We start from the raw sequence: 24,525 nt of genomic DNA, 5'->3' as shown, positions 1-24,525 counted from the left end.
CCTCAAGGACGGTCCAGATATCCTTCGCGGGCGAGCACCGACGGTGCCGGAACGCCGAAGTCGTGCGCATAAGCATAAAAATCGTGGTTCTCCAGCCGCTTTTCCGCGTCCTCCTTGAGAGAGACCTCGTAGGTTCTGCCCAGTGCCCTGAACCTCTCAAGCTTCTCCGGGTCAACCGAAAGACGTTCTTGTGTGCCCGAATGCCAATTTATCATCAGGCGTGCGACGTCTCTCAATTCATCGGGGCTGTTCTGACGAATCTCAATTCCTGCTTCGGCAAGCTTGTTCCCGAGCGTGATGGCCGGGACATCACGGTCCAGAATCTCCGGATAAGTGAGCACTTTCCCGCTCTCCATATCGGCATAGTGCTTGAAGAGCAGGACATCCGACCGGAGCGGCAGCCGAAGCAGTTCGAAATGGAGGTTTACCGTCGCGGCGGTCCGGCCGAATGCCCGCAAAAGGGCTTCGGGACCGGACGCATAATTGAAGCCGAAGGCACATCGCGCCGCGAGGAACACGTCCAGTTCTTTGCTGTAAGCCTCGTGACGAACGATATCGACGACCTCGTGCGAATATCCCTCAAGCGGCGTGCTCTGGCTGTCGCCGATCCTGAAGACCCAGAACCCGGCGGACACGAACTCCTGAATCGCCGCCGTGTACGCCCCTACATCGGCGCAGCGGAATCTGTGAAATGTCTTCTCGGGCAGATAACTGGGCTCCCGCACGTGAAGTAGAATGAAAGGCGCGCCGTCCGGCTTGCCGACCAGTTTCAGGAATTCGTTCCCGGATTTCTCGATCGATGCCGGAAGTTCGAAGAACCTTATGTCCCCGCCGGAGACCACATAGCGTCCGTATTCCCGGATCAGGCGTTGCGGGGAGGCCAGACACAGGTCGAACAGTTGAAGATCGTGGATGGCATTGTCCAGGAACCCGAGCAGCGGCAAAATCTTGTCGTCGGTTTCGACAACCACGAATTCCGGACCGATGCATTTCAAAATGAAGGGATTGTACCCCGCGCCGCTACCCTTCCCGGTCACAATGACGATGCGGTCATACTTCGCCGCATAGAGCGTCTTCAGGAAAAGCGGCTCCATGGCCGCGTGACCGATGCGCTCGACCTGGGCAAGGATATAGACGAGCGTCTTCTTTCCGGCTTCCAAGTGCGGCAGAACGGTCTGGAACAGGCGATCCATCGTTTCAGGTTTGCCGAATTCCTGCTGCAGCTCCGTCAGGAACCTCGAACTGTCATCGTCTGGCATGGACAAGGTAACGCGCGCTTCCCCTCTGGCACCGGCGGGTGAAAATCCAATGTCGAGCGGTAACACGATCCCGCCTTCTAGGGAATGGGACCCTTGCGGCGCCCGGCGTTGCGCGCTTCTCCGCTTTATGGCATTCCGCTTGGGCTTTTACGCGACAGGGAGGAGCGAGGCGCATGTTTTTCGAGCCCGGCAAGCACAAGGATCACGGTTTCACCTTCGATCCGTTCAAGGCCACCATCTCGCCCCGGCCGATCGGCTGGATTTCGACCGTCGACGAAAACGGCGTCACCAACCTCGCGCCCTACAGCTTCTTCAATGCGGTCTCCTGGGCCCCGCCCTGCGTGATCTTCTCAAGCGGCTCGCGCCCGGATGGTTCGCCGAAGGACAGCCAGATGAATGCCGAGAAGACCGGTGAATTCGTCTGCAACATCGTCGGCGCCGCGCAGGCGAAACAGATGAACCAGACGGCAATCCACTTCCCGCACGGCAAGGACGAGATGGAGTTCGCCGGCCTCGAGGGCCTGCCGTCCGAATTCGTGAAACCGCTCCGGGTCAAGGACGCCCCTGTGCATCTCGAATGCAAGTATCTGCGCACCATCGAACTGCCATCGGTCAGCGACACGGCGCGCAACTGCATGATCCTCGGCGAGGTGGTCGGCATCCATATCGACGAGAAATACGTCGCCGACGGCCGGATCGACGTGACCAAGTACCAGCCCGTCGGCCGTCTCGGCTATATGGATTATTGCGCCGTCGCCGAGACCTTCGAGATGAACCGGCCGGACTGATCTCGGACGCGGCGGCTAGCTTCCGCCCGCGAGATATTTCCGCAGCACTTCCGTCATCCGCTCCGGGCCGGTGCCGCGCGGGAACATGGTAACGAAGCTGCCGTCCGGGCCCATCAGGTAGGTCAGCGTCGAGTGATCGACGAGATAGTCGTCGCCCGAGCTGCCCTCAAGCCAGAACTTGCGGCGATGGACCCGGTAGGCGCGCGCGGCAGCGGCGATCTCCGCCTCGCTGCCGGTGAGACCGACCAGGTCCGGATGGAACGCATCGGTGAAGGCCAACAGGCCCTCCGGCGTATCGCGGGCCGGATCGACGGTGATCAGCAACGGTTGGATTTTACCGGAGAGAGGCCCGAGTTCGTCGAGCGCCGCCGCCATGATCGCGAGATCCGTCGGGCAGATGTCCGGGCAGTAGGAATAGCCGAAATAGACCAGCATGAAGCGGCCGGAATAATGCTCCGGGCCGACCCTCGCTCCGGTCTCGTCCGTCAGCTCGAACGGGCCTCCGAAAAGCGCCGGCAGTTGCCGCTCCCCCGCTCCGGCCGGAAAGACCGGAAACAATACTATCGCGACAGCAAGACAGAAACCGAGGCCGAGGCCCGCGAGACGAACCATGACCTATTCGGCCGGCGGCGGGACGAGATCCGGGCGCCCGACCTTGCCAAACTCCCCGATGACGTCTTTCACCGCCGGATCGCGCCGGAACCAGCGTTTCGCGTCCGGCGAGCCGTTCCGCTTTTTCCAGTCCTTCGCGAAACTGGTGGCCTGGACCCAGTCCGCGTCTCCGGGTCTGCGATGCTTCTGCAGCATGTAGATGACCATCGCCGGGTGGGTGATGATCAGACCGTCGACCTCGACACGCTCCCCGCAATAGGGCAGCAGATCCAGCGTCGCCCCCGCGAAGAGCGTGTTGCTCTTCACCGCGATCAGCAATCTTCCATCGTCCCGGAGCAGTCCGAGCTGGCGCTTGCCGGCACCGCATCCGGCCGGGCAGTCGCCATTGAGCTCGCACAGAAGATCGACGACCTTCGCCTCGAACTGCGCCGTCATCTCGCCGTCGATGCCCCATTTTTGCGCCGCTGCCACAGGGCCTGCAGAGAGAAACGACAACAGCACGAGCAACGGGACGGAGAGACGGATCATGCTCACATCCCCCATGGCTGGATGCCGAACTTCTCGTGCGTGAGGTCGACGATCCCCTCGTCGTCCGCGACCTGGGTCACCAGCAGGTAATTGACGCCGTCACGGCGAATCAGGTCGCCGTCCACCGTCACCTGATGGCTCTGGATCCTGACGACCGCGGGATTGGAGACATTCTGCGTGTCGTCCTCGATCCGCAGGACCACGTAGAGCGTCCCGTCGGCGGCCCGGATGCTCACCGGGATGCCGCCGACCGCGCACCAGACCGCGCACTGGTAATGCGCGGAGCCGCGGGCATACATGATCTCGGTGACGTAGCACCAGGTATCGATCAGTTCGCCCTCGACGCGGATGCGTTCGACGCTTTCTGAACGCGCGGCCGGTATGACGGCGAGCCAGACGAGAAGAGCGGCAAGGGTGAAGCGGGCAAACCGCGGCATGAGAACTCCGGACCTTCGAACGACCCGCCCGAAACGACGGGCGGGTTTTCATCTATGGTTCACGGACTATAGCGCCAAGTGCGCCTCACCCAAGCTGACGAGGTCGTGATCCCCTATTCCGCCGCGTCCGCCAGCTCGGGCGGCAGTTCGACGCCGGTCTGGCTGGCAATGATGCCGTAATGCTCTATCCGGCGATGACGGGCATAGTTGAACACCGTCTCCTTGCCCATCTTGGCGAGGTCCAGATCGATCGTGCTGGTGATCAGCTCGTCCTCGACCGTGGTCGCAAGGCTGACGATCTCGCCCGAGGGTTGGGCGATGCAGGACCCGCCGATCAGCATGCAACCGTCCTCCACACCCGCCTTCGCGGTGCCGACCACGAAGCAGGAATTCATGTAGGCGTTGGCCTGCATGGTCAGGTGGTTGTGGAACATGCGGAGATGGTTCGGCTCGAAGGCGGAGGTGTTCACGTCCGGCGTGTTGTAGCCGAGCACGATCAGTTCGGCGCCCTTCAGGCTCATCACCCGGTAGGTCTCGGGCCAGCGCCGGTCGTTGCAGAGCGCCATGCCGATGATGCCGCCATGCTGGCGCCAGACGCCGAAGCCGAGATCGCCCGGTTCGAAATAGCGCTTCTCGAGATGCTGCCACGGCCGTTGGCCCTCGTACTCCGAATGGCCCGGCAGATGCACCTTGCGGTACTTGCCGGTGACCTTGCCGGTCTCGTCGACCAGCACCGCCGTGTTGTAGCGGTGCCCGTCGGGCGTCAGCTCCGCATAGCCGAGATAGAACCCGATCCCGCGCTTGGACGCCTCCTCGAAGAGCGGCCGCGTCTCCGGCCCCGGCATCTCGCGCTCGTAGTAACGGTCCATCTTCGAGATGTCTTCCTCGTAATAGCGCGGGAAGAAGGTGGTCAGCGCCAATTCCGGAAAGACGACGAAATTGCAGCCGCGGTCGCCCGCCTGCTTCAGCAGCTCGATCATGCGGTTGACGGCGCTGGCGCGGGACTCCTCCGGCGCGATCGGGCCGAGCTGGGCGGCGCCGATGGTAAGGATGCGGGACACGGGGAAAGCCTCCTGTCTGGAAGATGAATTTTTTATGAGGCTAGCAAGCCCGGCGCGGCCGGTTAAGGGGATTTTCCGCAGTGCAGCAGTGCCTCGCAGCAATTGCTCGGAGACCAGTCATTTTCTATCGCCTTTAGTTGTAATTCCTCTGTTCTGTCATTTATTGAGAAACATACTCACATACGCTATCCAGGTAATGGCATTTTGAATTTGTGACCATTTACTTAGGAGGGCCGCGACTATGGCAACGATTTCGGGAACGAGCGGGAGCGATCTGCTAACCGGGTCCTCCGATAGCGATACAATCAACGGCGGTCATGGCAGCGACACAATCATTGGCAGCGCTGGGTCAGACCTTCTGAATGCAGATGGTGCGGCTAACGATCTGTCTGCGGGCGGGCAGGACCTTACGATCTGGACATCCGCCAGCCTCTCAGTCTCTGATACCGGAAACGGCGTTTATACAGTTCAGGACGGAACGACAACCGCCTATTATTATATGGGCTACAACATAACTAACGTCGATACGACAGATGCAATCACCGTATCCGTTGCTGTACGAGCCGACACACGTACGAATCTCATTCTTAACGTTCAGGACTCTGCCCCGAACGATGTAACCTTCGATCTGGAAACGGGTGCGGTAGACTATCTCGGAGTCGGGTTCGATGCCGGGATCAACGATCTCGGCGACGGATGGCAGCAAATCTGGGTAACGGTGCCAGCCAACGATCTGGATACCAGCAGCCCAACCATCTATCTGGTCCCGTGGGACCCATCCAGCGAACCTTGGCCACGTGCAGGAACCGGTCAAACTCTGTTCGAGGTAAGGGATTTCCAATTCGAACCCGGCGCAACCGAACCGACACATCCCGCAGCGTTTTCAATCGATGTCCTATCTTATGAAGAGTCTGCTGCAGCGGTTGCTGTCGATCTATCGACCGGTACCGTTTCCGGGGGCGATGCCACAGGCGATACCATCGACGGCTTCGAGGGCGTGATCGGTTCGGCCCATAACGACACACTCATCGGCGACGAAGCCGCCAATATCCTCAGTGGCGGTGGAGGCAATGACATCTTAGACGGCCGTTCTGAAGCTGATCTGCTCCATGCAGGCAACGGCAATGACCTTCTTTTGGGCGGCTCTAATGCAGACACGCTCTACGGATCTTATGGTGACGATACCGTCGAAGGCGGCACTGGTGCAGACTTACTCTTCGGCGGCGGCCCAGCAGGTGATTTTTCTGCTGCTGGCGACGACGTTCCCTCCGGCGGTGGCGATCTGACGACCTGGACTGCGACCGGCTTGGTCGTGAGTGATGCCGGCGATGGTATCTATGAAATCCAGGACGACTCCGTAAACGGTTACCACTATCTATCCCTGCCAATATCGGGGGTCGACATTGCGGATACGGTCACCGTATCGGTCGTTGTGCGTGCCGGCTCCCGTTCCGACCTGATTCTGAACCTTCAGGACTCTGCCCCGAACGACGTGACCTTCGATCTGGAAACAGGCGCTGTCGACTATCTCGGAGTCGGGTTCGATGCCGGGATCAACGATCTCGGCGACGGATGGCAGCAGATTTGGCTAACGGTGCCAGCCAACGATCTGGATACCAGCAGCCCGACAGCGCATCTGGTGGCTTGGGCCCCCTCAAGCGAGACTTGGCCGCGTCAGGGAACCGGAGAGGTCCTGTTTGACGTTCGCGACTTCCAGTTCGAGCCGGGCGCCACCTCACCGTCTCTACCCGACGCGTTCGACCTCGGCACCGACATGCTGTCGTACGAGAGTTCCACAGCCGCGGTTACAGTTGACCTGTCGACCGGCGCCGTCTCCGGCGGCGATGCCACCGGCGACACGATCGACGGCTTCGACGGCGTGATCGGCTCCGCATACGACGATATGCTGACCGGAGACGACCAAGACAACATCCTCTCCGGCGGCGACGGCAACGATACGCTCAGCGGAGGCAACGGTGCGGATACGATCGAAGGCGGCATCGGCGCTGACAAGCTATACGGCAGGAGCGGAGACGTATCTGCCGGCGGTGGCGATCTGACGGCCTGGACACCGACCGGTTTGGTGGTGAGCGATGTCGGCGGCGGCGTTTACGAAGTGCAGGACGACACCTCCAACGGATACCATCAGCTGGCCCTCTCGATATCTGGCTTCGACACCTCCGACACGGTAACGGTCTCGCTAGTCGTGCGTGCCGGCTCACGCTCCGAGCTGATTCTCAATCTTCAGGATTCGGCGCCGAGCGATGTGACCTTCGATCTGGAAACGGGTGTCGTCGACTATCTCGGTGTCGGGATTCCAGCCGGGATCAACGATCTCGGCGACGGCTGGCAGCAGATCTGGGTGACCGCCCCCGCAGACTCGATCGATACAAGTAACCCGACCGCATATTTGGTGGCTTGGGACCCCTCAAGCGAGACTTGGCCGCGTCAGGGAACTGGAGAGGTCCTGTTCGAGGTCCGCGACTTCCAGTTCGAGCCCGGAGCCGCGTCGCCGTCTCTGCCCGACGCGTTCGACCTCGTCACCGACATGTTGTCGTACGAGAGCTCCGCGGCCGCGGTTACGGTTGACCTGTCGACCGGCGCCGTCTCCGGCGGCGATGCGGCCGGAGACACGATCGACGGCTTCGAGGGCGTGATCGGCTCCGCACACGACGACATGCTGACCGGAGACGACCAGGCCAACGTCCTCTCTGGCGGCGACGGCAACGACACGCTCAGCGGAGGCGACGGTGCGGATGCGCTTTATGGCGGAGCCGGGAACGATGTGCTCTATGACGACGGTACGGATACACTCTACGGAGGAGATGGCTTCGACATCGTCTACACCGACGAAACGTCCGACTTCTCCCGTTTCCACGGATTTGAAGAGATCCGGAGCCTGGATGGGTCTGTAATCCTGGGCGACGATGGCGAAGCCTACACTGGAGACTCTGGTGACGATCTCGTCTATGGCGGCACCGGAAACGATACCATCGACGGTGCTTCCGGAAACGACACACTCTATGGCGGGAACGGCGATGACAGCCTCACAGGCAATGCCGGTGACGACCTTCTCTATGGCGGCGACGGTGACGATCTTCTCCGAGGCTACGGTGGGGACGACACGCTCTACGGCGAAGCCGGCAACGACCATTTAAGCGCGGGAGGCGACGACGACCTCATCTATGGCGGCGTTGGAAATGACACGATCAACGGCCGCGGTGGAGATGACACGATCTACGGCGAAGACGGCGACGATCATATCACAACCGGGTTCAGTAACGATGCCGGGTCGGATGTCGTCATTGCCGGCAACGGCGCGGATACGGTGATCGGCTTTACGGGCAACGACACGATATTCGGAAACGCCGGGTCAGACAGTCTGTTCGGCGATAGTGGCGCCGATTACATTGCAGGAGGTGTTGACGACGACACGCTGACCGGCGGAGGCGGAGCGGATGTCTTCGCGTTCAACACCGGTGACAATGCCGATGTGATCACCGATTTCGTCGCCGGAACTGATAGACTAGATCTCGACGCCAGCTTCGGGATCACAAGCCAGACTGCGCTCGATGCAATAGCCAGCGCAGACCAGAGCGGCAACACGATCCTCGATTTCGGCAATGGGGACACCATTACCCTTATCGGGACAAATCCCTCAGAGCTCTCGATTAACGATATTGTGTGATTGGAGAAGCCGCGCAGGCTCTCCCTGCGCGGCTTTCATCGTCTACTCCGCAACCGTCCCCGCCACCGGATCGAATGGCGTCGGGAACGCCCCGCGCGGCTTTATGTAGTCGTACGGCTCCCGCGCAAGGAAACGCCCATAACCGGGCTCGCACATGTCCTCGCCGTCCTGCCAGAGCACCGCGCCGCGGGCGATGGTGGCCGCGGGCCAGCCGGTGACTTCCATGCCCTCGTAGGGCGTGTAGTCGGTGGCATGGTGCAGGATGTCCTGGGAGATCACGGTCTTCTTCTCCGCGTCCCAGACCACGATATCGGCGTCGGCGCCGACCGCGATCGCGCCCTTCTGCGGATGCAGGCCGAAGAGCTTGGCGGCGTTTGTCGAGGTGACGGCGACGAACTCCTGCAGGGAGAGTCTGCCCTTCACCACGCCCTCGTGGAACACGATCGGCATCCGGGTCTCGAGGCCCGGCACGCCGTTGGCGATGGAGCTGAACGGGGCGTTGTCGCCGGCCCAGAACTTGCCGTCCGGATCGCCGATATTGTAGGGCGCATGGTCCGAGGTGACATTGCCGAGCGTGCCGGACTTCACATAGTTCCAGAGCGCCTCCTGCTCCGCCTCGGTACGCGGCGCCGGTGAGCAGAGGAATTTCGCCCCTTCCCGCGCGTCCCGGTCGAGATCCTTCTCGGTCAGGACGAAATATTGCGGGCAGGTCTCGGCATAGATCTTGAGGCCGCGCTGCTGCGCCCGGCGGATCTCTTCCGCCGCCTCGCCGCAGGTGACGTGGAAGATCTGGATCGGCTGATCCATCAGTTCGGCGAGCGCGATCATCCGGTAGGTCGCCTCGCGCTCGACCAGGGCCGGCTTGCACCAGGAGTGATACTTGGTGCCGTTCAGCCCCGCCGCGAGCAGCTTCTCGGTCATGAACATGATCGCGTCGTGGTTCTCGGCATGGACGCAGACCAGGGCCTGATTGCGCCGGGCAACCTCAAGGATGCGCAGGATCTGCCCGTCATCGACCCGGTTGCTGGCATAGGTCATGAAGAGCTTGATCGAACGGTGCCCCTCGCCGATCAGCTTCGGCAGATCCTCGCCGACCACCGCGTCGTTCGGATCGTTGATCACGATGTGGAAGCTGTAATCGATGCAGGCGCTCTTCGCCCGCTCGTGATAGGCGGCGACGCCGTCGGCGAGCCCGACGCCTTTCTGCTGCGGCGCGAAGCAGATCACCGAAGTGGTGCCGCCGCAGGCTGCCGAGCGGGTCGCGGTCTCGAAGGTCTCGGCATTGCGCCCGCCGGTGCTGGAGGGCTGGTCGATATGGCAGTGGCTGTCGACGCCGCCCGGCATCACCAGCCGGCCGGAGGCGTCAACCTCCTTGGCGCCGGCTCCTAGTTTCTCGCCCAGTGCGACGATGCGCCCGTCTTTAACACCGACATCGGCCTTCACGATGTCCGAGGCATTGACGACGGTGCCGCCGCGGACGACCAGATCGTATTCGCTCATGTGTCCGCTCCTCAGTGCGCGTCCGGATAGCTCATCGGCGACAGTTCCTCGATCGGGCGCTGGGCCCAGTCGCGCTGGCGCACGGTCGACATGGTGACCTTCTGATACTCGGTCATCTTCGCGGCCGCTTCGGCGACGTCGATGGTGATCACCTCGCCGTCCTTCACGACCTGTTTGCCATCGACATAGACATGGCGAACCGCCCGATCGCCCGCGGAATAGAGCAGGCTGCGGAGCGGGTCGCGCACCGGCTGCATGTAGGCATGGTCGAGATCGACCATGACGAGGTCTGCCTTGCAGCCCACCTCGAGCCGGCCGATATCCTCGCGCCCGAGGGTCTTCGCGCCGCCGATCGTGCCGGCATCGAAGATCTCTTCGGTTGTCGCGTTGTTGTAATCGCCCGACATGATGCGGCCGACGATCATCGCGACTTCCAGTTCGTGGATGAAATTATGCGGGAAAGTGTCGGTGCCGAGGCCGAGCGGGATGCCTGCCTTCACGTAGCGGCCGACATGGTTGAGGGCGATGCCGCGGCGCCAGAACACGGTCGGGCAATGGGCGACATTGGCGCCGGACTTCACCAGCAGATTGAAGTCGTCCGCCTGCGGCCAGTGCAGCCAGGGATGATCGTTCAGGAAGATGCAGTGACCGATGATCGTGGTCTCGTCGAGCACGCCGAGGCTGTCCAGCCATTCCAGCGGCGTCAGGCCGTGACGCTGGGTCATCTCGTTGAACTCGACCACGCTCTGCGCCGCATGGATCTGCATCTTGATGCCGCGCCGTTTCGCCTCCTCGTGAGAGGCCTTGATCAGCTCGGGCGTGCAGGTGTCGATCTGCGACGGCCCCATCATGCCGGAGATGCGGCCGGACGGATGTTTGTCCGCCTCCTCGATGATCTCGATGGCGCGCTCCATCGCCGCCTCGCCTGCCTTGGTGTTCCAGTCATAGACGACGGAGTGACCGTTCTTGGTCGACCAGACCGCGTCCCGATACATCGGGCAGAGCACGGCGCGGATGCCGGTATCCGCCACGTCCTCCACCCAGGTGTCGCGGGCGCCGGAGAGGTCGGCGAAGGTGGTGACGCCGCTCTTCAGCATTTCGTGGATGGCGTAGCGCGTCGTATAGGGCGCGGCCTCCGGAAGGATCCGGAAGACCGGCATGTATTCGTAGAGCCCGCTCTGCCCCAGCTTCGGACTGCCGAGCTCCTCGTTCAGGCCCTTGTTGCCGGGCTCCGAGGTCGGGTGATTATGGATCGAGACGAAGCCCGGCATCACCATCATGCGGCTTCCGTCGACGGTCTCGTCCGCCGTGCCCTCGAAACCGGGGCCGACATGGATCAGCGTGCCGTCCTTGAAGGCGACGTCGGCATCGTGGAAGAACCGGTGTCCGGCCGAGCCGCCGTTCGTCCCTGCCTGCCAGCCAATGACCCAGGCCGCGTTCTTGATCAAAGTGGTTTTCGACATGTCCCTGCTCTCTCAGTTCCGGGCCGCTTTCCGGCTCCGCTAGCTTGATTTCAGGCCGCCTCGCCAAGGCGGTCGTGCATGATTTCCCCGCCGACGATGGCGAAATCGGCGCTGGCTTCCAAAATCTCCTCCGGCTCGACGGCAAAGAGATCGCGGTCGAACACCGTGACGTCGCCGAGCTGGCCCGGGCCCAAAGTGCCTTTGATATCCTCCTCGAAGGAACCGTAGGCACCGCAATAGCTGTAGCAATGCAGCGCCTCTTCAAGGGTCAGCCGCTGGTCGGGCCCGAGCTCCGTGCCGCGCTTGGTTTTGCGGGTGATCATCGAATAGATGTTCTGGAACGGGTTGGTGGAGGAAACCGGCGCGTCCGAGCTGGCCGACGGATAGACGCCCGCATCGAGGAAGGAGCGGAACGGATAGGCCTTGGCCGCCATCTGCTCGCCCAGCACGTCGACATAGAGATCCCCGAACTCGTACATGAAGATCGATTGCGGCGCCGGCAGTACGCCGACCCGCTTCATGCGGGCGAGCTGCTCGGGCGAAAGAAAGCCGCAATGCTCGATCCGGTGACGGCGGTTGCCCTGCGCCTCGACATCGTTGCCGATCGCCAGCTCGTAGGCCGTCAGAACCTGCTCGATGGCGCGGTCGCCGATGGCGTGGGTCGCGACCTGGTAGCCGCGGTCGTGATAATCCTTCACGTAGTCGAAGAGTTGCTGATCCTCGTAGATCATGATGCCGGTATTTTCCGGCTCCCCGACATAGGGATCGAACATCGCGGCGGTCTTGCCGCCGGCGCTGCCGTCGGTGAAGAGTTTCATCGGTCCGACCCGGAGCCACTCGTCCCCGTCCCCGGTCATCAGGCCGAGATCGATCGCCCGGTCCGGCCAACCGCTGGCACCGGCCAGCATCATCAGGTGCATGCGCAGGCCGAAACCGCCTTGCCGCTTCAGCTGCTGGTAAGCCTTCCACTCGTCATAGCCCTGGCGCAGCCCGACGCCCGGATCGGTCACACTGGTGAAACCGAGCGAGAGATTGTGCTGTTGGCCCGCGCGCACGCCTTCGGCAAGCGCCTCGATCGAATGGTCGCTCAAAACCGCCGTGATCATCTCCTGCGCCCGCTCCTGGAGCAGGCCGGTAAGCTTCCCGTTCTGACTCTCGATATGCCCGCCTTCCGGCTGCGGCGTTCCCTCGTCGATACCGGCAAGTTTCAGAGCCGCGCTGTTGGCGACGCCCATATGGCCGCAGGTGCGCTTTACATAGACAGGATTGTTCGGCGCGACCTGATCGAGTTCCTCACGGAACGGATGGCGCTTGGCGTCGAGCTCGAAATGGTCGTAACCGCGCCCGAATATCCACTCGCCTGGTTTTGCCTTCTCGGCCCGCGCCTTGATCTTGGCGAGCAGCGCCTGCATTTGCGTGTCGGTCTTGCAATCCACTTCGGAGAGCCCGAGGCCGACCATGAGCAGGTGCTGGTGCGCATCGTTCAGCCCCGGTGCCGCAAGCCGTCCGCGCAGGTCGACGATGCGGGTTCCGGTCCCAACAAGGGCGTCGATTTCGGAATCCGTGCCGTGGGCGATCACACGCCCGCCCCAGATCGCGACCGATTCGGCAAATCCGGCGCCGCGCCCGAGAAACACGTTGCCCCCGCGCAGTACCAGATCCGCCTTCGCCGTAACCATCTCGCAATGTCCTTTCGATTGTGGCCCGTCGAAACCGCAAGGACTGCGCGGGGCCTCAGAAGAAGGGCCAAGAGTGCGACTGCGAAGGCATACTGTCAACGGCTCCGGCTGTGCCGATTCAGCCTGTCACTCGTGCAACATCATCTTGGGGTTGAGTTGACACTATAGCCAAGATCTTGGATATTTTTTCAGCTATCAACCCGGGGTGCGGCGCCCCTTTCCGGCGACGAAATTTGCGATGCGGACACTCACCCGACGCCTTCTTCCCCTGGCCCTGATCACGGCCCTCTCGGCCTGTTCCTTCGAGTTTCCCGATTTCGATTTCCTGGAAAGCGAGGAGACACTTCCGGCGAAGGAGCCGCTGGCCCAACTTCCCCCCGCGCCGAAACCGCTCTATCAGCCGGGCGACACCTACGTCTTTAACGACGACGGGACCGTGGTGCAGGAGCAGGTGGTCGGGGTAACGCCCGACCGGGTCACATGGACAAACGATTCCGGGCTGATCTGGACCACGACGAACGAGTTGGTCACGCCGCAGCTTTCCTGGTCCTCGCACCCGGAACTGGGACGCGGCCGGCAGACGGTTATCGGCAACCCGGGCACCCTCTTCCCGCTGCAGGAAGGCAATATCGTCGCTTTCGGGATTCGAGGGAACAGTGAGAAGTTGCCGACCGGCTGGGAGGACGAACTGCGCTGCGTCGTCGCCGGACAGGAAGATGTCACCGTCCCGGCCGGAACCTTCACCACCTTCCGGATCGACTGCAAGCGCAAGGATGTGGAGACGAGCCTCTACTACGCCCCCGTGGCGCAGAACTATGTGCTGCGTGAGCGCGTCTTCTCGAATTCCCGCTCCCGCAAGGAGCTGATGTCGGTCAATCTCGCGGATAACCGGACAGCGAGCATGCCCGTTACCGTCGAACAGCCGATGCACAAGACCGACGTGGTCAACCCGAAGATCGCGGCGGCCGACAACATGCCGGAAACCGGCGCGACCATGAAAATGGCGGCCGACGACAAGATGTCCAAAGCCGAGGACCATGGCGAAAGCATGCCGGCGGTCGACGATACCAAACTGGTGATGCTGATCTCCCGTCTCGAATCCGTGGTCACCAAGCTGGAAGCGATGTCGGACGAGAAAATGATGGCGCCGAAAGAAATGTCCGGCGAAGAGAAGATGGAAAAGTCGGAAGCCGCGATGACGGCGCCGAGCAAGTCCGGAAAGTGGGGCATCCATCTCGAATCCTACCGCACGCAAAGCGGCGCCCGCCGTGGCTGGTCCGCGCTGCAAAAACGGTACCCGAAGGAGCTGGGCGGCCTTGAGTTGAAGGCCATCGAGTTCGACGCCGGTGACGGCCGCGGGACCTTCGTGCGCCTCGTCGCGGCCGCCTTCGAGACTCGCGCCGACGCGGGAAAGGCGTGCAGCGCCCTCAAGGCGAAGCGCCAGTATTGCCAGGCGGTGCGCATCGCGCGCTGACGTATCCGTCACAACGATTGCGGCGGCCGGTCCGAATGGACTAAGGATCGAGCGTCCGCAAACTGCGGATGCAACCTGCGGATCTCCTAGACATGACGACTCCGATGCCGCCCGCCGAAAGCACGGATGAGGGACTGAGCCGTCCCGCGTTCGGGATCGGTCTTTGCGTGATCGCCATTGCGCTATTCGCGACGATGGATGCGCTCGCGAAATTCACCTCGGAGATGATCCGCGTCGAGATGGTGATCTGGGGGCGCTATTTCTTCCACTTCACGGCCATGGTCCTGATGCTGCCCCTGCTCGGCGTCCGCAGGGTGTTGCGCACGGAGAGAACCGCTCTGGTGACTGTCCGCGGCCTGCTGCTTCTCGGCTGTACGATCTGCTTCTTCACCGCAGTCTCGCTCGTCCCGCTGGCGGAGGCGAACGCCATCGGCTTCGTCTCCCCGCTGATCACCGTCGCCTTCTCGGCGTTCTTTCTCGGCGAGGCGGTCGGCGTCCGGCGCTGGTCGGCCGTGGCAATCGGTTTCGCAGGCATGCTGGTGATCCTGCGCCCGGGCTTCCAGGAGGTGCACTGGGCCTATTTCCTCGTGCTCGCGATGGCTGTCATGTTCAGCGCCTTCGCGCTGCTGACTCGGACGCTGAACCGCACGGAAGACCCGGTCGCCCTGCTTTTCAATACCGCCTTGGTCGGTAATTTCGGAGCCAGCCTTCTGATCTTCTTCCACTGGGAGACGCCGACAGCGACGGAATGGTTGCTGCTGATGGTGATCGGTGCCATCGGTGGAATCTCGCATCAGATCCTGATCTTCGGCTACCGCTACGCGAGCGCGGCGATCGTCGCGCCGTTCCAGTACACGATCCTTATCTGGTCTGCACTCTACGGCTTTTTCCTGTTCGGCGACGCACCGGACATCTGGACCTTCGTCGGCGGAGGCGTGATCGTCGCCGCAGGTCTCTATGTCTGGCTGCGCGAACGCAAGATCAAGGACGAGCCCACCGGACCGACGGCGCTCCGGCGCTGACCCCAGCATTTCCCGGAGCGGAACCGATATGACCGGTGCCTCGCATCACCACCGCCCTGCCCTCGCGATCTCGCTGATCGTCGCGGGCTTCACCTGCTTTTCGACGATGGACATGCTGGTAAAGCAGGCGGGCGAAACGCTTCCTATCGAGCAGATCACTTTCGCGCGCTACGCGGTTCATTTCGCCGCCCTTCTCACGGTCGCGCCGCTCCTCGGTGTGAAAGCGCTCTTCGGCGGCAAGCGGCTCGGCTTTCTGGCGCTTCGCGGCGGCTTCCTCTTCCTTTCCACCATCCTGTTCTTCACCGCGATCACGCAATTGCCGCTGGCCGAAGCTGCGGCCATCACCTTTCTCGCACCGATCCTGACGGTCGGGCTGTCGGTTCTCTTCCTGAAGGAAGTGGTCGGCATCCGCCGCTGGAGCGCGGTTGCCTTCGGTTTCACAGGCATTCTGGTGATCCTGCGTCCGGGTCTTCAAGAGCTTGCACCGGCGCATTTCATGGTACTGGCGACCGCGTTCTTCTTCGCGGTTTTCACGCTGATGACGCGCCATGCAGGGACCCAGACGCCGGTCGTCGCGACGACCTTCCTGACCGCCCTGACCGGGATTGTCGGCTCCACATTCCTCCTGCCCGGGTCCGGTGACCTGCCCGGTCCGGCGGACTGGCCGCTGCTCGCCGTCATCGGCCTGCTCGCGCTCGCCGCGGAATGCCTGCTCATTGCCGGCTACCGGTATGCCGCCGCGTCCCTGCTGGCCCCCTTTCAATATGTCCAGATGCTCTGGGCGACGTTCTTCGGCTGGCTCGTCTTCAGCACTTTACCGGACCTCTGGACCTGTATCGGCGCCGTCATGGTGATAGGTGCCGGGCTCTATATCTGGCTGCGAGAGAGCCGGATCAGGCCGCCCCTTGCTGCGGCAGCCGGCGCCAGCGGGCCGAAGTGAAGACGGTGAACATCGAGAGGAACATGAAGCCGGCGATCGCATAGAAGACGAGCTCCGGCGCGAATTCATCGAGCACGAAACCGAAGATCATCGGCGCGACGATGCCGCCGATGCTAAAGCCTGTGGTCACGAAACCGAAGACCTTCCCGTACTGCCCGTCCGGCGTCACCGATCGCACGATCATGTCCCGGGACGGCATGATCATACCGTGCATGATGCCTTGCACGGTCAGCGAGGCCAGCAGGAGCGGCTCCGGCAGATCGACGCTCGCCACCATGGCGATCATGATCGCGGTGGTAAAAAAACAGAATGCCGCGATGACGTTGTGATTGCTTGTCTTGTCGGCGAGAACGCCGCCGACCAGGATGCCGATCGTCGTGCCGATGAGATAGCCGGTGAGCGCCCCCGTCGCGACGGGAATCTCCGTGCCGTGAACGAGGTTCAGCGCGGAAACCAGGAAGTTGTTCAACCCGCCCGACCCCATGGCCGTCATCGTGTAGAAGCCGAGGCACATCAGGATCGGGAAGGAAAACAGCAAAGCCCGGCTCGACGCCTTGTCGGGAGCCCCCTTGGCCGCGCCCTCATGCGGCTTCTGCTTGGTATGGAGGCTCTGCGCCGAGACCAGCAGCGCAGCAGCCGTGACGAGCCCGGCGATGCCGCAAACCACCAGCGCGGAACGCCAGCCAATCATCTCGCTGAGAAAGATAACGAGCGGCGGCGCCACGGCGAAACCGGCAAAACCGGCGAAGGTATGCAGGCTGAACGCCCGTCCCATGCGCGGGCCGGAAACGGACGCCGACAGAATCGCGTAATCGGCTGGATGGTAGACGCCGTTCGCGACCCCGGCGACCGCCATCAGTGCCAGCAGCCCCCAGAAACTGTCGCCGAAACCGATGAAGAGGAACGCCGCCGCTTCGAGGGCGAGCCCGCCAATGAGGATCCAGCGTGCCCCGAACCAGTCGACAAGATACCCGAACGGGAGCTGCGTCGTCGCCGTCGCCCCGCTGAATACCGTCATGATCAGCCCGAGTTCGAGGAAACTCACCCCGAACTGCTCCCGTAGCGTCGGAAACAAAGGCGGCAACAGCAGGATGTAGAAATGGCTGAAGAAATGCGCGATGCCAATGAGCCCGATCACCTTGGCGTCGGAGAAGAATCCGCCTGAGGGCGGAACGGCATGCGTGTCGGCGGTCATCAGGATGTCCTGGCGAAAAAATCAGGAAAGTCGGACCGCAAAACTGGAACGCAGGGGCAAAGAGGTCAAGCGCCGCCTCTTTGCCCCTGCGGGTTCGTCACTGCGCGGCAAGCCACCAGCGCGCGATGCGATTTCCGTCGTCATCCGTGGTCTCGAACTCGTTGTTCTCGAGCAGACGGACCTTAAGGCAGCGCTCGTCCGCACTGTTGAACGGCGTCAGACAGTAATGTTCCTTGGTCGGACGGACAGTGCCGGTCTCGTAGAACTCCTCGAACCCGTTCTGCGCCGGGATATGCATCGAGTAGACCTTGCGCTTCTCGAGTTTGAAGTAGAAGACCCGGTTGCCTTCCGTCATCCAGCCGGAGATCAGGCGGCCATCCGCCAGCGCCAAAAAACCAGGACCGGTCATGCCACGCGGATCGTAAGCATCGGCCTTCTGCGGAGCCGCGGACAGGACCACGGTCATCACGGCAGCGGCCAGTGAGCACTTTGCGATAGCCTTCAGTTGCACAGTAAAATCTCCATTTTTATTGTGCTCTATTTTGAGGAACCACCCTAACAGAATCGGATTCGCACTTGAACAAATTCTTTTAATTATCTGAAAGATATGCATTTTGTCTAAAATGAAGATGCAAAATCCGCGCTCGTATCGGAGAACCAGCCTGATTTGGCTGGTCTTTTTCGTCTTTTCCTTTGTTTGGGCGGCAAGCTTAGGTGCGGTGTTTTTCAGCCGGTGGTCCGGGGACCTCGCGCCAGTGGAGCGGACCTTCAGCCTGCGCGAGCAGACTTGCATAGCGAGGTATCGCGATGCGGAGGCGCGGGACCGCTGCCTGTCGATCATGCTGCTCGAACGCTTCCAGACCCGGAGCATCATGATCGCGAACCGGACCCTGGCCTGCCTCGCGCTGCCCTTGATCGGCTTCGGTCTTCTCGTCTATCTGAGACGCCGTCGAACCGCCGAGAGGAAAACCGGAAAGTGAAGCGCCCGAAACCCGACGCACCGAGAGCCTGGCAGCGCATGCTGAGCGGCCGGCGGCTGGACCTGCTCGACCCGTCCCCGCTCGATGTCGAGATCGAGGATATCGCACACGGTCTCTCGCGGGTTGCAAGATGGAACGGTCAAACCGAGGGGCGCTGGCCGTACTCCGTCGCCGAGCATTCGATCCTGGTGGAAAACCTGGCGCACCGCCTCTATCCCGAGATGAGCCTGAAATGGCGTCTGGCAACGCTGCTCCATGACGCGCCGGAATATGTCGTCGGCGACATGATCACGCCGTTCAAGGCGGTTATCGGTCCGGATTACAAGAGCGTCGAGAAACGCCTTGAGGAAGCCGTGCACTTGCGCTTCGGGCTGCCTGCGGCGCTGCCGCAGGAGGTCACGCGGAAGATCAAGCGTGCGGACCGGATTGCCGCCTATCTAGAAGCGACACAACTGGCCGGCTTCACGTTGTCCGAGGCCAATAAAATTTTTGGAAAGCCAAAAGCCGGCATTGAACTCGTCATCGAGCCACTTTCGCCAACGGCGGCAAAACAGGCCTATCTCAAACGTTTCCGCATTCTGGGCGGACCGGCCGGGCGTCCGGAATAATGTCTCGCCGGAAGGGAATGTGCAGATTGCACATCTGGATTCCCGGTTGCCGTTCCTGCACTATCTGGAACCCGGCGGGGATGTTACGGGTACCCTGAGTTATCCGGGGAGTGCAGGATGTTACTGGACAGCAGAGACAGCGGTGCCGAGACCAAGAAGCGCAAGCTCACGCCTATTCTCGACCAGATCATTTACGGCCCGCCGAGCGTAACCTGGAACATCCTCGGAATCACGCGTGACGAGGAACTTGAGGAAACCTTCTTCGAGATCCCGAGCCTCAACCGCGTGATCATTTTCAAGTACCCGAATTTCAAGGTCGAGGTCTCGGACAGCGCCGCGACCGATTTCAGTGGCAAGGATGCCTCCCTTTCCCACGACCGACCCGTGGAAACCGCGATTTACATCCCAAACGACGAAGAGTTTCCTCATGACGGCGGCTACGCGGTCTACCTGCGGCAAAAGGATGCCGAGGAACTCCTGCAACGCTATGTCGGGATCGCACATGGCGATATGACGGAGGCGATGGCGCGCGACTTCAAGCGTCTTACCCTGGTTGACGACCTGCCATCTCTCGATCCCTTCCTCCTGAAGACTGCTCTGGAGCGGGAGAAACTTTCCTATAACCCGGCCTACCTGCAGATGAAGGATGGCGAGGAAGACAACATCAAGTCTGTGATCCGGGACAAGGTCCGTCCGATCGTGAACAAAGCGCTCGGCGCCGACGATAACGACAGCGCCAAGACACAGCGCTTCATCGACGCGATCTGGGACCCCACGATCCCGGAAGCCGCACTCTTCATCGAAGCCTTCAAAATCGACAACAAGGAAGTCGGCAATGTCTTCAGCGCCTGGAAAGGCGTGTCGTTCTACCAGTACCAGTTCGAGGAGAATAAACCTCAGATCGCCGAGGTAATCCGGTGGATCAAATCCGAACAATCGACCCCGATCGACCACCGAGAGCATCGAGCGTTCCTCGAGCAACAGACCATGTTCAAGCAGCAAGTGCTGAAAAAAGTCTTGAATGTACTCGGAAACATTAACCAGATATTTAAAGATTTCGATTCATGCTACCAGAAATTTATTGAAGAAGGAGACCCGGTCGCATTTCGGAATTTCCTGATTACTTCGCATTACAGGTACTGGTTGCTGGGTTATTGCTGTACTTCCCTCATGCACACCCGGAATATCTTCGATCGGGCCCAGAACGAGAGTGTGAGGGGAGCATTGCGGTTCGAACAACTGAACGACATGCTCACCAATATCGATGCGACGGTAAGCAGTAAGGCAAGCGAAGCGAAAAAGTTGTAGGTCTAGGATTCGCCTCGGTTTTTATCTTGAAATCCCGCCAAAAATGCGATGATTTTCCGCCAGAATGCGCAGCTCTGACAGAAGACTCGCATCCGGAAACAGGGCACATGGATCGGACTGCATGGCGAATCAATCGACGACAGCCACCCACTTCTGGCCAGCCAGTTTCGAAGAGCGTGGAGTCGCCGTTCCTTTCACCACTCCGAGCGTGGCGATGGCCAGGGTCCGCAAAGGCGAGCGCGGCCGCCTGGAACTTCTGATTCCGGGACTTTCCGGCGGACGTGGCGTCTATATCATCGGTTGGCAAGGCGTACCGGAAACTTTCAAGCTGACGGTCTTCGACAGGGTGCTGCACGAAAACATCGACGGCAGCGAAGAAATCACCCCTGAAATCATCCGGCACGCGGTGATCCGAGCTTCCGCAACCGGCCTCGCCGGAGAAAGCGCAGCGGAGTTCGCCTACAGGGCGAGCACGCGCACGACCGAGGATCAGGTGCGAATCAGCCTGGCCCTCACTCAGCATGTGGTCAAAGCGATACTCGATACCGAGTTGGAGCTGAGTCTCGCTGCGCTTAGCTTGCCATCCGGGCAGGAAAAGGTTCAGAGCATGCTGGGACGGATCTCCCGCATGCTGAACATCCCTGCCGAAACGCTTTCCAACGCGATGACGGAATGGGGCGATCTGCTCGAAGCCCTTGGTGTTCCCGGGTATCAGCCGGCCGGACGTCTAAGGAAAATTCTCGCCAATGCCGACCATTTCCTCAACTCCATACGGGACTGGATGCGCACGGCAGAGCTCGCGGAGAACCATCCGGCGAATCTCATCGTCGAGGTTCTGAACGAGACTTACGGCTATTGGCAAAACGCCTTCGATGAAATCGACGCTCTTGCCGGCAACCCTTCCGGCACCTTGAAGAACTGGGCCCAATGCAAGCAGGATCTCCTGAGGCACAGCAAGCGTCTGGAATGGCTGGAGGACGGCTGGCCCGGAATATTCGCACTCTGGGAAGACGCCCTCCGGGGCGATCACGAACAGAGGCTGGCGGCCATCGCGACGATCCTCTCCGGGCTGCCGCTGCTTCCGCGTGACGCGGTCGACAAAAACAGCCATGCTCAATGGCAGGACTTTGCCAAGCGGCTCGGGCTGCTTGCGGCACAGAACGAAGAGCGCGGACACGGCGATATCGACCTGCAAAGCATGCTGCGGCAGGAAATGGTACTGGCGAGGAGTCTCGGATAGGCGCATGAGCACACTAGCGGACGCAGGCGACATCAATCTCGGCGACATCGACGGCCAGCTCTTTCGGATACCGGAGGCTGATCTCACTCACCTCGTCGCGGAACTCGAACGCCGCTCGATGGACCGGAAGAAGGCGCCGGCGATCGCAAAGATCTTGGAAAAGCTGCGCCCCCGGCTCGCCATCGTGAAGCCGGAGCGGCAGGCCACCCTGGTGCGCTTCTTCGCCGAGCCGTTTTCCGACCTGCTCTACAATACAGGCGAGCCCCGCAAGCCGGTCGGCCGCATTCCGCGCAGCACGATCGTGCCCTGCTACCGGCTGTTCCAGGAGTACGCGGATGCGGCTCGAGTGGCGCGCTACCAGGAAGACCTCGAGAGCATAGACAAGGACAATGACGCGGCCCTGCTCGAACTCGGGACAGGTTTCTGGCGCTACGCCTCGGGCCGGATACGCGAAGCGTTGACGGCGGCGGACCGCGACCGGAACGTCAAGGCATCGATAATCGAGAAGCTTGGCGACGAGACCGTCTACGCGGCGTTGATGGAAATGGCCGGGGTGCTGGAAGTCGCGGTTCCCGTAATGGAACTGCGCCAGGCATTGCCGTCTACCGGGCTGAAGTCGGTCACCAACACCGATCTCGAACATATCTGCACGGCCCTCAACACTGTCCATCGCCAGCGCCCGGCCAACACCGAGTTCATCGTCTTTGTGATCCTCGCCCGGCTGCAGAATCCGTCGATGATTGTCGACATCATGCAGCGCGCCGAGGAGGCAGGCACGGTCGCGGACGTCTCGGGGATCACGAATATTGCGAACGAGGCGATTGTCAGCCAGACCGAAGAGAAGATCCGGGGATTGCAGGAAAAGATAAATTCCGCCGAGAGCGGCCAAGATCTGGCACTTCAGACGGAAAAATTCGTCAAAGACGTCCTTGGCGCGGCGCGCGCCGTCGGTTCGTCCGGCTCGCGGATGCAGGCGCGGCAGGTTCAGCGCACCAAGACCGAAATGGCGGATCTTGTGAGGCGCGAGATGCTGGAGGCGCTGGACGGCCAGGTTGCCACCGATCTTTTTGCGATGAGCCAGCCGAACGGCGACCGGGATCCCGTCGAAGCGCAGAAATCCGTCGAGGACCGGATCGTCTCACTGCGCATCACGGACCGTTTCGCAGACGAACTCGGCCTCGACCGGGACGTCAACCAGAGACTCGCGCAGCTCGAACACAATATCGGCGCCCAGTCGGAAGCCCTTCTCAACACCATCCGCAGCCGCAATTTCTCCGCGGTCGATCCAGATGAGGCGGAGCGTCAGCTATTCTCGCAGGTGCGGATGACGGAGCTGCTGCTCGGCCCGGAAAAGGCAAACCAGCTCCGCCTCGAAGGTACCCGCCTCCTGAACGAGACCTGAGGCCCAGTCCCTAGTCCGCCGGCGTCCCTAATCTGCTGGGCCCCTACTCCGCCGGCGCCGGCTGCCGCTCGATGGCGTTTTCCTTGATCGGCCAGTGCACCAGCCCGGCGAAGACCGAGAGCGCGATCGAGATATACCAGATCCCGTTGTAGGAGCCGGTCTCGTCGAAGATCCGCCCGCCGAGCCAGACGCCGAGGAACGAGCCGATCTGGTGGCTGAAGAACACGATCCCGAACAGCATACTCATGTAGCGCATCCCGAAGATCTGCCCGACCAGTCCGGAGGTCAGCGGCACCGTGCTGAGCCAGAGCAGACCCATGGCACCCGCGAAAGCGTAGATCATGAATTCGCTCGGCGGTGCCAGTAGCATGGCGATGATGACCACGCCGCGGGCGAGATAAAGCAGGCTCAGCAGGTATTTCCGCGAAAACTTCCCGCCGAGAACGCCCGCACTGTAGGAGCCGATCACATTGAACAGTCCGACCAGCGCCAGCGCATTCGCGCCGATGGCAACCGTCAGGCCGAGATCCGTTGCATAGGCCGGCAGGTGAACGGCGATGAAGGCAACCTGGAAGCCGCAGACGAAAAAGCCGGCGGTCAGCAGCCAGTAGCTCTTGTAGGTGAACGCCTCCTTCAACGCCTCGCCGACGCTCTGACTGGACGGGACCGGATTGCTCTTGGTGCCCTGCACGGTCCAGAAAGCGAAGGCGAGCGGGATCATGATCAGCGAGGCGAGGCCCATATAGAGCGCCGCGTCCTTCCAGCCGACGGAGGCGACGAGGCCGCCCGCGACCGGCACCAGCAGGAACTGTCCGAGCGAGCCCGAGGCGCCGACCACGCCGAGCGCCCAGGAGCGGCGCTCCGGCGGGAAGAGCTGGCCGACGGCGCTGAGGATGATGCCGAAGCTGGTGCCGGAGAGCCCTGCTCCGACCAGTGCGCCCGCGCTCAGATGTAGCATGCCGGCGGAGGAGGAATAAGCGATCAGCACGGTACCGATGGCATAGACCAGCGCGCCCCCGCAGATCGCCCGAAACGGTCCGTAGCGGTCCGAAATAGCGCCGGCGAAAGGCTGGGTCGCACCCCAGAGCAGGTTCTGGATTGCGAGCGAAAAGGCGAAGACCTCGCGGCCGACGCCGAGCTCGGCGGTGATCGGCGGCAGGAAGACGCCGAATCCGGACCGGATGCCGAAGGAGAGCGCACCGATTATCCCACCGCAGAGCAGCGCGATATAGGCGAGCCGCATATTATAGTTCTGGCCGTCACTTGCAGCGGTCATGGGGCCGTTTCCTCATTTCAGGAGTGCCGGAGAGGCGCTTGTGGCGGAACCGGCAAAGATCTAGG

General features: G+C 61.6%; 21 protein-coding genes. 10 read left to right on the top strand and 11 right to left on the bottom strand.

The features are described 5' to 3' along the window. Positions 1–2: 2 nt before the first annotated feature. Complete coding sequence (locus NUH88_RS20400; RefSeq protein ID WP_257772274.1) at positions 3–1,259, bottom strand: TIGR04372 family glycosyltransferase; 1,257 nt, start codon at positions 1,257–1,259, stop codon at positions 3–5. A gap of 173 nt (positions 1,260–1,432) precedes the next feature. Here NUH88_RS20400 and NUH88_RS20395 point away from each other — a divergent pair, with 173 nt between their 5' ends. Beyond that, on the top strand, positions 1,433–2,047 hold the full coding sequence (locus NUH88_RS20395) for a flavin reductase family protein (RefSeq protein WP_257768579.1): 615 nt from the start codon (positions 1,433–1,435) through the stop codon (positions 2,045–2,047). 15 nt (positions 2,048–2,062) lie between these two features. On the opposite strand, the gene NUH88_RS20390 is transcribed toward NUH88_RS20395, so the two are convergent. From NUH88_RS20390 to NUH88_RS20375, 4 genes are all read right to left on the bottom strand, one after another. Next, on the bottom strand, positions 2,063–2,659 hold the full coding sequence (locus NUH88_RS20390) for an SCO family protein (RefSeq protein ID WP_257768578.1): 597 nt from the start codon (positions 2,657–2,659) through the stop codon (positions 2,063–2,065). A gap of 3 nt (positions 2,660–2,662) precedes the next feature. Continuing rightward, positions 2,663–3,187: a hypothetical protein gene (locus tag NUH88_RS20385; protein ID WP_257768577.1), complete on the bottom strand. Its 525-nt coding sequence runs from the start codon at positions 3,185–3,187 to the stop codon at positions 2,663–2,665. 2 nt (positions 3,188–3,189) lie between these two features. Then, the gene (locus NUH88_RS20380) at positions 3,190–3,624 is read right to left on the bottom strand and encodes a hypothetical protein (protein ID WP_257768576.1); all 435 of its coding nucleotides are present in this window, start codon (positions 3,622–3,624) and stop codon (positions 3,190–3,192) included. A gap of 113 nt (positions 3,625–3,737) precedes the next feature. Beyond that, entirely contained in the window at positions 3,738–4,685 is a 948-nt protein-coding gene (locus NUH88_RS20375; protein WP_257768575.1) for an N-carbamoyl-D-amino-acid hydrolase, read from the bottom strand. Between the two features lie 241 nt (positions 4,686–4,926). On the opposite strand from NUH88_RS20375, the gene NUH88_RS20370 reads away from it, so the two are divergent. Next, positions 4,927–8,373 carry a calcium-binding protein gene (locus NUH88_RS20370; protein WP_257768574.1) on the top strand — a complete coding sequence of 1,149 codons (3,447 nt, stop codon included), beginning with the start codon at positions 4,927–4,929 and terminating at the stop codon, positions 8,371–8,373. A 42-nt stretch (positions 8,374–8,415) separates the two neighbouring features. Here NUH88_RS20370 and hydA read toward each other — a convergent pair whose 3' ends face one another. Genes hydA through NUH88_RS20355 form a run of 3 tightly spaced genes read right to left on the bottom strand, consistent with a single transcriptional unit; the run spans position 8,416 to position 13,015 of the window. Next, complete coding sequence (hydA, locus tag NUH88_RS20365; RefSeq protein WP_257768573.1) at positions 8,416–9,873, bottom strand: dihydropyrimidinase; 1,458 nt, start codon at positions 9,871–9,873, stop codon at positions 8,416–8,418. 11 nt (positions 9,874–9,884) lie between these two features. After that, entirely contained in the window at positions 9,885–11,336 is a 1,452-nt protein-coding gene (locus NUH88_RS20360) for an amidohydrolase family protein (protein WP_257768572.1), read from the bottom strand. Between the two features lie 50 nt (positions 11,337–11,386). Then, positions 11,387–13,015: an amidohydrolase gene (locus NUH88_RS20355; protein WP_257768571.1), complete on the bottom strand. Its 1,629-nt coding sequence runs from the start codon at positions 13,013–13,015 to the stop codon at positions 11,387–11,389. 238 nt (positions 13,016–13,253) lie between these two features. Here NUH88_RS20355 and NUH88_RS20350 point away from each other — a divergent pair, with 238 nt between their 5' ends. The 3 genes from NUH88_RS20350 to NUH88_RS20340 all read left to right on the top strand — a co-directional run bounded on the left by NUH88_RS20350 (position 13,254) and on the right by NUH88_RS20340 (position 16,451). After that, on the top strand, positions 13,254–14,489 hold the full coding sequence (locus NUH88_RS20350; RefSeq protein WP_257768570.1) for an SPOR domain-containing protein: 1,236 nt from the start codon (positions 13,254–13,256) through the stop codon (positions 14,487–14,489). 92 nt (positions 14,490–14,581) lie between these two features. Beyond that, on the top strand, positions 14,582–15,511 hold the full coding sequence (locus tag NUH88_RS20345) for a DMT family transporter (protein ID WP_257768569.1): 930 nt from the start codon (positions 14,582–14,584) through the stop codon (positions 15,509–15,511). A gap of 28 nt (positions 15,512–15,539) precedes the next feature. Next, positions 15,540–16,451 carry a DMT family transporter gene (locus NUH88_RS20340; RefSeq protein WP_257768568.1) on the top strand — a complete coding sequence of 304 codons (912 nt, stop codon included), beginning with the start codon at positions 15,540–15,542 and terminating at the stop codon, positions 16,449–16,451. Here NUH88_RS20340 and NUH88_RS20335 read toward each other — a convergent pair. Then, on the bottom strand, positions 16,405–17,646 hold the full coding sequence (locus NUH88_RS20335; RefSeq protein ID WP_257768567.1) for an MFS transporter: 1,242 nt from the start codon (positions 17,644–17,646) through the stop codon (positions 16,405–16,407). The genes NUH88_RS20340 and NUH88_RS20335 overlap by 47 nt on opposite strands. A 97-nt stretch (positions 17,647–17,743) precedes the next feature. Continuing rightward, a complete protein-coding gene (locus NUH88_RS20330; protein ID WP_257768566.1) occupies positions 17,744–18,157 on the bottom strand; it encodes a hypothetical protein in 414 nt (137 codons plus the stop codon). Between the two features lie 244 nt (positions 18,158–18,401). Here NUH88_RS20330 and NUH88_RS20325 point away from each other — a divergent pair, with 244 nt between their 5' ends. From NUH88_RS20325 to NUH88_RS20305, 5 genes are all read left to right on the top strand, one after another. Then, positions 18,402–18,626, top strand: coding sequence for a hypothetical protein (locus NUH88_RS20325; RefSeq protein ID WP_257768564.1), 225 nt, complete (start codon positions 18,402–18,404; stop codon positions 18,624–18,626). Continuing rightward, positions 18,623–19,234 carry a YfbR-like 5'-deoxynucleotidase gene (locus NUH88_RS20320; protein ID WP_257768563.1) on the top strand — a complete coding sequence of 204 codons (612 nt, stop codon included), beginning with the start codon at positions 18,623–18,625 and terminating at the stop codon, positions 19,232–19,234. Before NUH88_RS20325 ends, NUH88_RS20320 begins: the two co-directional genes overlap by 4 nt. Positions 19,235–19,351: 117 nt before the next feature. Continuing rightward, positions 19,352–20,542 (top strand): hypothetical protein, encoded by a 1,191-nt coding sequence (locus tag NUH88_RS20315; protein WP_257768562.1) that lies wholly within the window; start codon positions 19,352–19,354, stop codon positions 20,540–20,542. A gap of 121 nt (positions 20,543–20,663) precedes the next feature. Continuing rightward, entirely contained in the window at positions 20,664–21,782 is a 1,119-nt protein-coding gene (locus tag NUH88_RS20310) for a hypothetical protein (protein ID WP_257768561.1), read from the top strand. 4 nt (positions 21,783–21,786) lie between these two features. Beyond that, positions 21,787–23,184: a hypothetical protein gene (locus NUH88_RS20305; protein WP_257768559.1), complete on the top strand. Its 1,398-nt coding sequence runs from the start codon at positions 21,787–21,789 to the stop codon at positions 23,182–23,184. A 43-nt stretch (positions 23,185–23,227) separates the two neighbouring features. On the opposite strand, the gene NUH88_RS20300 is transcribed toward NUH88_RS20305, so the two are convergent. Further along, the gene (locus tag NUH88_RS20300; protein WP_257768557.1) at positions 23,228–24,460 is read right to left on the bottom strand and encodes an MFS transporter; all 1,233 of its coding nucleotides are present in this window, start codon (positions 24,458–24,460) and stop codon (positions 23,228–23,230) included. Positions 24,461–24,525 lie beyond the last annotated feature (65 nt).

It is taken from the genome of Nisaea acidiphila, assembly GCF_024662015.1.
GTDB classification, from domain to species: Bacteria; Pseudomonadota; Alphaproteobacteria; order Thalassobaculales; family Thalassobaculaceae; genus Nisaea; species Nisaea acidiphila.
Note: the sequence above shows the minus strand (reverse complement) of the source record. Positions and strands in the feature narration are given on the sequence as shown.

What these genes read in the sequence shown, in the direction of transcription:
- NUH88_RS20400 (WP_257772274.1), bottom strand. Translation starts at nt 1,259, where the DNA reads ATGCCAGACGATGACAGTTCGAGGTTCCTGACGGAGCTGCAGCAGGAA.
- NUH88_RS20395 (WP_257768579.1), top strand. Translation starts at nt 1,433, where the DNA reads ATGTTTTTCGAGCCCGGCAAGCACAAGGATCACGGTTTCACCTTCGAT.
- NUH88_RS20390 (WP_257768578.1), bottom strand. Translation starts at nt 2,659, where the DNA reads ATGGTTCGTCTCGCGGGCCTCGGCCTCGGTTTCTGTCTTGCTGTCGCG.
- NUH88_RS20385 (WP_257768577.1), bottom strand. Translation starts at nt 3,187, where the DNA reads ATGATCCGTCTCTCCGTCCCGTTGCTCGTGCTGTTGTCGTTTCTCTCT.
- NUH88_RS20380 (WP_257768576.1), bottom strand. Translation starts at nt 3,624, where the DNA reads ATGCCGCGGTTTGCCCGCTTCACCCTTGCCGCTCTTCTCGTCTGGCTC.
- NUH88_RS20370 (WP_257768574.1), top strand. Translation starts at nt 4,927, where the DNA reads ATGGCAACGATTTCGGGAACGAGCGGGAGCGATCTGCTAACCGGGTCC.
- hydA (WP_257768573.1), bottom strand. Translation starts at nt 9,873, where the DNA reads ATGAGCGAATACGATCTGGTCGTCCGCGGCGGCACCGTCGTCAATGCC.
- NUH88_RS20360 (WP_257768572.1), bottom strand. Translation starts at nt 11,336, where the DNA reads ATGTCGAAAACCACTTTGATCAAGAACGCGGCCTGGGTCATTGGCTGG.
- NUH88_RS20355 (WP_257768571.1), bottom strand. Translation starts at nt 13,015, where the DNA reads ATGGTTACGGCGAAGGCGGATCTGGTACTGCGCGGGGGCAACGTGTTT.
- NUH88_RS20350 (WP_257768570.1), top strand. Translation starts at nt 13,254, where the DNA reads ATGCGGACACTCACCCGACGCCTTCTTCCCCTGGCCCTGATCACGGCC.
- NUH88_RS20345 (WP_257768569.1), top strand. Translation starts at nt 14,582, where the DNA reads ATGACGACTCCGATGCCGCCCGCCGAAAGCACGGATGAGGGACTGAGC.
- NUH88_RS20340 (WP_257768568.1), top strand. Translation starts at nt 15,540, where the DNA reads ATGACCGGTGCCTCGCATCACCACCGCCCTGCCCTCGCGATCTCGCTG.
- NUH88_RS20335 (WP_257768567.1), bottom strand. Translation starts at nt 17,646, where the DNA reads ATGACCGCCGACACGCATGCCGTTCCGCCCTCAGGCGGATTCTTCTCC.
- NUH88_RS20315 (WP_257768562.1), top strand. Translation starts at nt 19,352, where the DNA reads ATGTTACTGGACAGCAGAGACAGCGGTGCCGAGACCAAGAAGCGCAAG.
- NUH88_RS20310 (WP_257768561.1), top strand. Translation starts at nt 20,664, where the DNA reads ATGGCGAATCAATCGACGACAGCCACCCACTTCTGGCCAGCCAGTTTC.
- NUH88_RS20305 (WP_257768559.1), top strand. Translation starts at nt 21,787, where the DNA reads ATGAGCACACTAGCGGACGCAGGCGACATCAATCTCGGCGACATCGAC.
- NUH88_RS20300 (WP_257768557.1), bottom strand. Translation starts at nt 24,460, where the DNA reads ATGACCGCTGCAAGTGACGGCCAGAACTATAATATGCGGCTCGCCTAT.